The following is an 8,597-nucleotide window of genomic DNA, read 5'->3' on the forward strand; positions in this document are numbered from 1 at the left end:
GACCAAAGTTACCCCAATCTCCACAAAGAACATCAGGGCAACCACAAACACCATGGCCGCTGCCAGCAAGCCCAAAAAGATCCAGCCCCCATAGCGTACTCTGGGGTAAAAGTAGGGCTGGGCCACGGTGATAAACCGATCCCACAGTTTGCGGTCGAAGTTAAATTGAGAGGCTTGGGATTCCATTTTTGCGGTCGGCGGAGAGAGCAAGATCGACATCTCTCAGGCTAGCAGGCCACGGCTGCCAATCTGTGTTCAATAGGAGCAAATTCCATTGGGGGTGGAACAGGTTCGGTGTCTCTTCAACCTTGCAACCGGTTTTGCCAAGCCGATTGGGCCGCCAGCCACACCGTCTGAACCGGCACGTGCAATTCCTGGGCGCGGGCCACACAATCGCGAAACTCCGGCTGAGCATTGACGATGCGGCCATGGTGGCGGGCTACCTTGATGTCTACCAGGCCGTAAGGGGTTTCCACCCGCTCGATAACCCGCTCCAGCAGGGTGCGCTGCTGTTGGAAGTGGCGAATGCCCAGGGTGGTGGTCTCCCGGAAGATGAGATCTTGACACTCCGGCACCCGATCCGGCGGACAGATGACGGTAAGCAGGATCCCCGGCCGCCCCTGTTTCATGGTGATCGGCTGGGTAAACACGTCCCAGGCCCCGAGGGCCAACAACTGCTCGCAGGTGTAGGCAACCACTTGGGGGTTGAGATCGTCAATTTGGGTCTGCAACACCGATACCGTTTCCGTTAGCTCTCCCCCATCGGCTTCCCCAATCCAGAGACGAAACACGTTGGGAATGGGCAGCTCTTGGGCACCGGCCCCACGCCCCACTTTTTCCACCCGCATCGGCGGACAGGGGCCAAACTCTTCCGCCAACGCCACAGCCAAGGCTGCTCCTGTGGGGGTCACCAGCTCGGCTTCCACCCCGTTGCTGAACACCGGCACGCGGCCCATTTCCCACAACTCGATCACCGCCGGCACCGGCACGGCCAATTTGCCATGCTCTGTGCTCACCCAGCCGCCCCCAATAGGATGGGGGGATGACAACACCCGCTCCACCTGCAGCCAATCCAGGCCGATGCAAGTGCCGACAATATCCACCAAAGCATCCACTGCCCCCACTTCGTGAAAGTGCACTTTTTCCACGGGCACTTGATGGACTTTTGCTTCTGCCTGCGCCAACTTTTCAAACACCGCCAGGCTGCGGGTCTTGATGGCTGGGGAAAGCTGGGATCCCGCGATCAAAGCCTGAATCTCTGCCCAATGCCGAGCAAGGGATCCCCCACTCTGGGATCCCAGCACCTCCACCACAGCTTGCAGAGCAGGCTGCCCACACCGCTGCACCCGGCTCACCTGCAGGCTATATTCCCCCTCGATGCCCAACGCCTGGAGCTGACGGTTGAGGTACTCCAAAGGCACCCCGCAATCCAGCAGGGCTCCTAGACACATATCGCCGGCAATGCCCGCCGCACAGTCGAAGTAGGCTATTTTCATGCTGGAGAACTGGGGGTAGCCGCTGCCGCCAGAATGGACTTGGATCCCTCTTGATTGTAGGCAGCAACCGGCCTGGAAAAGGCAATGGGAGAAGAATCAAGCTTCTCGAGAGTCGGAAGATTCAGAAGATCGAGCAGCAGATTCCCGCCACTGTTGGATGATGTTGCCCAAATTGCGCCGGAATTCTCCAATTCCCAGCAGGGATCCCGGCTCGGGATCCCAGGAAGCCGAGAACACACCGTAGCTAATGCCCAAAAAACCAAGGCCAAACAAGGTCAGCGACTCTGCCAAGGTGAAGTAGGGGGGCAGAGCGACCACATGGTTGGTCAAGAGATAGTAATTCACAAAAAAGCTGCTCAGGCCCAGCCCCGAAGGGATCCCAGAAAACACCAGAATCCGCCGCACCATCCGCCGGCTGACCTCAGGGGGAATCACGGCAACAGGCTCCTTCTTGGCCGGCTTCTTCTCCACCTCAACAGAGGCGGAGGGGGAGCGACGGCGAAAGGTTTTGGACTGGCGGCTGGATTTGCCCACGAAGACAGATCTCCGATAGCGTTTTGGATGGGCTGCCTACTTTTTCACCCGGATGTTCAGCCGTTCGGCCAGCTCCCGGAAGCGGTCAGGAGAATGCTTGGCGATGTAGTTGAGCAAACGCTTGCGACGACCGATCATCATCAGCAGGCCGCGGCGGGAGTTGAAATCCTTCGGGTTTCTCTGAAGGTGCTGAGAGAGCTGGTTGATGCGACTGGTGAGCAGAGCCACCTGAACCTCGGCAGAACCGGTGTCGGTGTCGTGCAGTCGATAGCTCTCAATGATCTGCTGCTTCTCTTGTTGCAATAAGGCCATAAGATCAAGGGACTGGATGCACTGCTTCAAGATAATAACATCGGCTTTTCCTCCCTCGCTATGGCCGAGGAGGGTTATGGAGAGAATGGGATATGACAACAACCTCTGGGGATCCTCCGGCACTGCCCGCTTTGCTGGAGCTGTTGAACTCACAAGACTTGGGAAATCGGCTGCGCGCTGTCAACAAAGCCAGAGAACTGCCTGGGCCAGAAGCCCTGACATTGCTGCAGCGAGCGATTCACGACGAGAATGCCCGCGTCCGTTATGCTGCCATCAGCCAGATGGGCACCCTGTCTGGCGTCGATCCGAACCTACTGTTGCCCATTTTGCAGCGCTCTTTGCGAGAGGATCCGGAGTTCGATGTGCGGGCTGCTGCCGCCGCTGCCCTGGGGGATCTCAAGCAGCCACAGGCCCTGGCCGATCTTCTGGAAGCTTATCGGCGAGAAACGGAGTGGCTGGTACGGTTTAGCATCATCGCTGCCCTGGGAGAGCTGGGGAACCCTGCCGCCTTCGACACTCTGGTGGAAGCTTTGCAGGACAAGAGCGAGCTGATCACCACAGCCGCTGCCGCTGCCTTGGGCGATCTGGGGGATCCGCGGGCCATCCCCTACCTGGATCCCCTCATTGATTCCGACGACTGGCAACTGCGCTACCGCGTCTGCATTGCCCTGGCCAAGTTGGGAACAGAAGCCGCTCGCGCCGGACTGACCCGGCTGGCCCAGGATTCCCAAGAACAGGTGGCCGTACATGCCCGGGCTGCCTTGGGATCCCTGTAGATCCCTAGCTCATGGCATTGATGATGTAGTCAAAGTAAGGGGCGGCTTCAGCGGCTGCCGCCGGCTCCAGCAGGCTAAGGGCAGCTTCCTTCAAAAAGACAATCGCATCGATCATGCCGGCGATGGGTACGTTGAGGGCATTGTACATTTCCCGCACCCCTATCAGGCCGATAGACTCAATCGGCTCTTTGCTGCCGGCAATAATGCCATAGGTCACCAGACGCAGATACCAGTCGTAATCTCGCAAACATTGGTTGTAGCGCTTGTCACCGTAGGCATTGCCACCGGGTTGCACGTACTCGGGCCGCTTGGCGAATAGCTGCTTCTGGGCCTGGTCGATGATGCGCTTTTTGTTTTCTGCTAACACCTGAGCGATTTGCAAGCGCCTCTCGCCGGTGGTCATGTAATTCCTGATGGCTTCCAGTTCGCTAACTGAGAGGTAACGCAGCTGGTCATCCGCGGTCTCGATGATCTGGTTGATCACGCTCACGGTAGGGATTCTCCTGTTTTCTAACTTGCTTTCAATTCGGTTCATCAATTCGCAACCCATCCCCCCAGCCCAAGGTCGGCCCAAGAGATGAGCAGGTAGCTCGGCAAGCCAGCGCCGCCGGCTGCTCCCAGTTTAGGATAGGGCAAACCTTCCCTCAAGCACTTTGGCATGACTCCATCTCGAGACTGGCCCTAGATCCGGCCTCGCAGCCATTGGGCCATCTCATTGCGGCGCGGGGCAGCTTCCAGACACACCTCTTCGGTAATCCGCCCCTCCTGGTAAAGCCTAAACAGGGATTGATTCATGGTACACATGCCCTCATAGGAGCCGTCGGCGATCAGCTCCTCAATTTCATCCACCGCCCCCCGCTTGATGTAGTCGCGAATGGCATCGGTGTTGCGCATGATCTCGTGGGCCGCAGCTCGCTTGCCATCGGTGGTGCGCACCAGGGTTTGAGCGATGATCGCCACCAGGGTTTCTGCCAGTTGCAGGCGCATCGGCTCCTGTTCCTCCGGCTTGTAAATCCCCAGCAGACGCTCGATGGTGCGGACGGCACTGTTGGTGTGCAGGGTTCCAAAGACCAAGTGGCCCGTCTGGCCGGCCTTTAGGGCAATATCCACCGTCTCTCGATCCCGCATCTCTCCAATCAAGATGATGTCCGGATCTTCCCGCAGCGAGGCTTTCAGGGCATTGGCAAACTCCAAGGTGTGGATCCCGACCTCCCGCTGCCGCACCATCGATTTCTTGCTCTGGTGGACGAACTCGATGGGATCCTCAATGGAAATGATGTGTTTGGGAAAGTTGGAATTGATGTAGTCCACCATCGCCGCCAAGGTTGTGGACTTACCGGATCCGGTGGGGCCGGTCACCAAAACCAAGCCTTTGTGCTCTTCGGCAATGCGCTTCAAGACTTCCGGCGCCCGCAACTGCTCCAGCGTCAAAATTTTCAACGGGATCAGACGCATCACCATAGCCGGGCCAAGAAGGGAAACAAAGCAGTTGACCCGACACCGCACCAAACCCTCGTACTGGATGGCAGTATCCAGTTCCAAACATTCCTCAAACTGGCGAATTTGGCTCTCCGGCAGGCTTTCCCGCAGCCAGCCATAGAACATCTCGGTGGTGGTGACCGGGTAGTTGGTCAAAAGCATTTGCCCCCGATCCCGAAAGCGGGGCACTTCTCCTACCCCCAAATGAATATCGGAGTAGCCTTTGTCATAGGCTTCCTGCACCAGTTGGCGCAGGGTCAGGCCCGCAGGAGTAGCCGGGGCCACCGGGATCCGACCGGCAGCCGTTGGGCGAGCTGGTGGCGCAAAAGGCGGGGCAGCAGCAGCCGGAGCCGGAGTGGGCGGGGGCATTCGAGGGGGAGCGACAGGATCGGGCACAGGCACAGGCACCTGAGGGGGAGCGACAGCCACACCAGGCGGAAGGGGCCGACCCAGAATGGGGTTGGGGGGGCTTTTGGCGTTGACAGGCCGGGATCCCATCCCTTGGGAGGCTGAACCGAGCACTGGATCCAGTTGCGTTGGAGGCTCCACCGGGGGCACCGGAGCAGCCGGACGAGACGGACGCTGCATGACCGGCGGAGCCGGGGGCTGCCAATTGGAGTCCAAATCGGTGGGAAACTGGTTTTCGGGGCTGACCTCGCTCATGACGGGCCTCGCTTCTGGCAGGGTTTGCGTCGATCTTAGGCTAGTATTCCCAGCCTGAGCAGAGGGTTAACTCAACCCAACCACCGGCAAAGCTCCGGGAAGCTCCCTAAAAATTGGACGGATGGCGAATGAGACTCAGAAACTCTTCGCGGGTACGGGGATCCTCTTGAAACACCCCCACCATCGAGCTGGTGACCGTCCAGGAGCCGGCCTTTTGTACCCCCCGCATCACCATGCACATGTGGGTAGCCTCGATAACCACCCCCACCCCGTAGGGATCCAGCACCTCCATCAAGGCCTCAGCAATTTGCCGTGTCAGGCGTTCCTGAACCTGCAGGCGGCGGGAGTACATCTCGACGATACGGGCAATTTTGCTTAGGCCCACCACCTTTTGCCTGGGGATGTAGGCCACATGGGCTTTGCCGATAAAGGGCAGCAGATGGTGCTCGCACAGGCTAAACAGAGACACATCCCGCAACAGCACCATCTCGTCATGGCCCTCATCAAAGATGGCACTGTTCAGTAGCTCCTCCAAAGACTGCCGATACCCACTGGTCAAAAACTTCAAAGCCGCAACCACTCGTTGCGGGGTTTTTCGCAGCCCCTCCCGTTGGGGATCCTCCCCGATCCCCCGCAGCAGCGTCTCCACCGCCGCCACCATAGCCGGATCTGAGACATCCGAGCTACCCAATTCTTCTTCCGCAAAAGTGGCTCGATCTCGAATCACCCGAGACTTGAAATGGGCTTTGTCATCCATTCGAGATTGCGAGCCAGATCCGGGTTTCGCAAGGGTCATAGCAGGATATTCCTTGGTTAACGAAAGGCTAAGAGAACTCGGTGCATGCAACTCAGCTCAGGTGGCATCCAGTCAAAGGCTGCGATAGCCAAAACCCTCCCAAGTCACGGGCAACCCCAAACCAGCCAGGTCTAAAAGGCTCCCACCGCAGGCATGAAGGTGAGATCTTCCACCACCGCACCTGTGGGCAACCGAACAATATAGGTAATCAAATCGGCTACCCATTCCGGCGAGAGCATTTTGGAACGGTCGAAGTTGACCCCTACCGTGCCCGTATCCCAGAGGGACGTGTCCACGGCACCAGGGCACAAGCTGGTGACCCGAATGCCATGCTGTCGCTCCTCTTCGGCCAAAGCTTGAGAAAAGCCCATCAGGCCGAACTTGCTGGCACAGTAGGCTCCCCAGTTGGGAAAAGCTCGCTTGCCCGCAATCGAGATGACGTTCACAATCGTGCCGCAGCGCTGCCGGCGCATTCCGGGAAGTACGGCTTGGGCGCACAGAAAAGCTGCCGTCAAGTTCAAGTCGATCACTCGCTGCCAATCCGACAAAGGTAAAGTGACCAAAGGGCCAACGTGGGCCATGCCCGCATTATTGACCAAGACATCGCAGACGCCAAATCGATCCAGGAGAGCCTGCAACTGCTGGGGCAGAGCTGCTAAGTCGGCCAAGTCCATGGGAAAAACCGCTGCCTTACCCCCCTGGTCTTGGATTTGGGCCTGCACCGCTAGCAGATCAGGTTGGGAGCGGGCCACCAGAGCCACCGCTATCCCTTGTCGGGCTAGGGCTAGGGCTACCGCTCTGCCGATCCCTCGACTGGCCCCTGTAATCAGAGCACGTTCGGGAAACTTTGTCTCAAAACTCATTTACAACAAGCCTCTGGCGTGCGCCACACAAGCAAGCGCCACCCAACCTGAGAAACTTCCTTAACTAAGTGTAACACTGATTTTCCATCGCTTCCCTTGGAATCAGGGTAGGGCGCAGAGACCTCAGCCTGTCCTGCTCAAGATCCGTCCGCTGGCTGTTGAACCTCGATCCGGCTAGGTGGGGTCTGGGAGTATGGTAGTGTGGTAAAAATAGTGAAAATCTTTTGCAACAACAACCGTCATGGCTGAGTCTTTGTTTTCTCCAAGTCCCACTGCCGTGCGCGAGGATCCCTCCTACATCCTTCAGCTCGAGGGCATCAGCAAGGGGTTTCCCGGCCAGCGGCAGTTGGTTTTGCGGGAAGTCGAGTTTCGCCTGCCCCAAGGAGACATCCTCGGCATTGTGGGCCCATCAGGTTGTGGGAAAACCACCTTATTGCGCACCATTGCCGGATTTGAGCAGCCGGATAGCGGGCGGATCCTCCTGGGGGGGCAGGTTGTGGCCGGGGAGGGGCAGTGGATCCCACCGGAGCGACGGGGAGTGGGGCTGGTGTTTCAAGATTTTGCCCTGTTTCCCCACTTGAACGTGTTGGCCAATGTGATGTTTGGCCTCCGACCCACTACCCCGTTTGCGTCGGCGGCAGGGGGTGGCAATCGCTCCTCCTCAACTGAGTTGCGAGCTGAGTTGCGAGGCGCTGCCCAACAGGCGCGGGAACGCGCTTACGAGGTGTTGCGGTTGGTGGGCCTGGAAGACTACACCCATCGTTATCCCCACGAGCTTTCGGGCGGGCAGCAGCAGCGGGTGGCTTTGGCGCGGGCTTTGGCCCCCAGGCCTAGCTTGATCCTGTTGGATGAGCCCCTGAGCAATTTGGATGTGCAGGTGCGCTACTACCTGCGGGAAGAAATCCGCAAAATCCTCAAGCAAACCCAGACCTCGGCCATTTTTGTCACCCACGACCAAGAGGAGGCTCTCTGCCTCTCCGACTGGGTGGCGGTGATGCGGGAAGGCCGTATTGAGCAATGGGGATCCCCGGAGGAGGTTTACCGGGAGCCGGCTACTCGCTTCGTGGCAGAGTTTATTACCCAGGCCAACTTTCTCCGCTGTGAGCGGCGGGAGTTGGGTTGGCAGGCTGAAGAGCTGCTGCACATCCCATTCCAGGCTTTGAGGGATCAGCCCGACCCCAGCTTGCGCTGCGCAGAGTTGATGGTTCGACAGGAGGAGTTGCATTTGCATCCTGATCCTCAGGGCGGCATTGTCATTCGGGATCGACAGTTTTTGGGGCGAGAGTACCGCTATTGCCTGATCACAGCAGCCGGCAAAGAATTGCACGCCCTAGCCCGGGAAGCCCTGCCTGTGGGCGCGCGGGTTCACATTGCTGTTGGGCAAGGTCGGCTGTTCCCCCTCGCTGAGGGGTCCTCCGTGGCTGAAAAAGAGCCAAATCGCGCAAAAAGTAAAAGTGTTGCCTGAGTCGGGGTTCTTTTGCACACCTTTAGCAACCCATCTTCCCCGCGACACGAAAGCCTTCGCCCCAGATAGGGCTTAGACTGGCAAGACGGTGGTCCAGGCTGGTAGCTCCCTCTGGAGGGACAAACTGGGTAGGCTGTTGGTGGAGCATGCCTCTAACCCCCAAAACCCTGAACTTTGCTGAATTTACTGAGCTTTAGGCGGTTTGGCAAAAGT

At 58.5% G+C, this 8,597-nt stretch carries 10 protein-coding genes; 2 read left to right on the forward strand and 8 right to left on the reverse strand.

Annotation, left to right across the window (positions count from 1 at the left end):
* The 4 genes from NW837_RS04965 to rpsO form a co-directional block, all read right to left on the reverse strand.
* On the reverse strand, window positions 1-186 hold a 186-nt coding region (locus NW837_RS04965; protein WP_414329546.1), incomplete at its 3' end, for a hypothetical protein.
* Window positions 187-302: 116 nt separating this feature from the next.
* Window positions 303-1,496, reverse strand: a complete 1,194-nt coding sequence (larC, locus tag NW837_RS04970) for a nickel pincer cofactor biosynthesis protein LarC (RefSeq protein ID WP_414329548.1) — start codon at window positions 1,494-1,496, stop codon at window positions 303-305.
* A 96-nt stretch (window positions 1,497-1,592) separates the two neighbouring features.
* Window positions 1,593-2,030, reverse strand: a complete 438-nt coding sequence (locus tag NW837_RS04975) for a photosystem II biosynthesis protein (protein WP_414329551.1) — start codon at window positions 2,028-2,030, stop codon at window positions 1,593-1,595.
* Between the two features lie 36 nt (window positions 2,031-2,066).
* A complete protein-coding gene (gene rpsO / locus NW837_RS04980; protein WP_011431855.1) occupies window positions 2,067-2,342 on the reverse strand; it encodes a 30S ribosomal protein S15 in 276 nt (91 codons plus the stop codon).
* A 92-nt stretch (window positions 2,343-2,434) separates the two neighbouring features.
* On the opposite strand from rpsO, the gene NW837_RS04985 reads away from it, so the two are divergent.
* Complete coding sequence (locus NW837_RS04985; RefSeq protein WP_414329553.1) at window positions 2,435-3,118, forward strand: HEAT repeat domain-containing protein; 684 nt, start codon at window positions 2,435-2,437, stop codon at window positions 3,116-3,118.
* Between the two features lie 4 nt (window positions 3,119-3,122).
* Here NW837_RS04985 and apcD read toward each other — a convergent pair whose 3' ends face one another.
* The 4 genes from apcD to NW837_RS05005 all read right to left on the reverse strand — a co-directional run bounded on the left by apcD (window position 3,123) and on the right by NW837_RS05005 (window position 6,919).
* Entirely contained in the window at window positions 3,123-3,608 is a 486-nt protein-coding gene (apcD, locus tag NW837_RS04990) for an allophycocyanin subunit alpha-B (RefSeq protein WP_011431857.1), read from the reverse strand.
* A gap of 191 nt (window positions 3,609-3,799) precedes the next feature.
* A complete protein-coding gene (locus tag NW837_RS04995; protein WP_414329561.1) occupies window positions 3,800-5,185 on the reverse strand; it encodes a type IV pilus twitching motility protein PilT in 1,386 nt (461 codons plus the stop codon).
* Window positions 5,186-5,366: 181 nt separating this feature from the next.
* Window positions 5,367-6,056, reverse strand: coding sequence for a GTP cyclohydrolase I FolE (gene folE / locus NW837_RS05000; protein ID WP_414329555.1), 690 nt, complete (start codon window positions 6,054-6,056; stop codon window positions 5,367-5,369).
* A 131-nt stretch (window positions 6,057-6,187) separates the two neighbouring features.
* Window positions 6,188-6,919: an SDR family oxidoreductase gene (locus NW837_RS05005; RefSeq protein ID WP_414329557.1), complete on the reverse strand. Its 732-nt coding sequence runs from the start codon at window positions 6,917-6,919 to the stop codon at window positions 6,188-6,190.
* Between the two features lie 241 nt (window positions 6,920-7,160).
* On the opposite strand from NW837_RS05005, the gene NW837_RS05010 reads away from it, so the two are divergent.
* Window positions 7,161-8,384 carry an ABC transporter ATP-binding protein gene (locus NW837_RS05010; RefSeq protein WP_414329559.1) on the forward strand — a complete coding sequence of 408 codons (1,224 nt, stop codon included), beginning with the start codon at window positions 7,161-7,163 and terminating at the stop codon, window positions 8,382-8,384.
* Window positions 8,385-8,597 lie beyond the last annotated feature (213 nt).

This window comes from Synechococcus sp. R6-10 (assembly GCF_047461815.1).
In the GTDB taxonomy this organism is placed as follows: domain Bacteria; phylum Cyanobacteriota; class Cyanobacteriia; order Thermostichales; family Thermostichaceae; genus Thermostichus.

Coding starts and splice junctions, on each gene's coding strand:
- larC (WP_414329548.1), bottom strand. CDS start 1,496: ATGAAAATAGCCTACTTCGACTGTGCGGCGGGCATTGCCGGCGATATG.
- rpsO (WP_011431855.1), bottom strand. CDS start 2,342: ATGGCCTTATTGCAACAAGAGAAGCAGCAGATCATTGAGAGCTATCGA.
- NW837_RS04985 (WP_414329553.1), top strand. CDS start 2,435: ATGACAACAACCTCTGGGGATCCTCCGGCACTGCCCGCTTTGCTGGAG.
- NW837_RS04995 (WP_414329561.1), bottom strand. CDS start 5,185: ATGCAGCGTCCGTCTCGTCCGGCTGCTCCGGTGCCCCCGGTGGAGCCT.
- folE (WP_414329555.1), bottom strand. CDS start 6,056: ATGACCCTTGCGAAACCCGGATCTGGCTCGCAATCTCGAATGGATGAC.
- NW837_RS05005 (WP_414329557.1), bottom strand. CDS start 6,919: ATGAGTTTTGAGACAAAGTTTCCCGAACGTGCTCTGATTACAGGGGCC.
- NW837_RS05010 (WP_414329559.1), top strand. CDS start 7,161: ATGGCTGAGTCTTTGTTTTCTCCAAGTCCCACTGCCGTGCGCGAGGAT.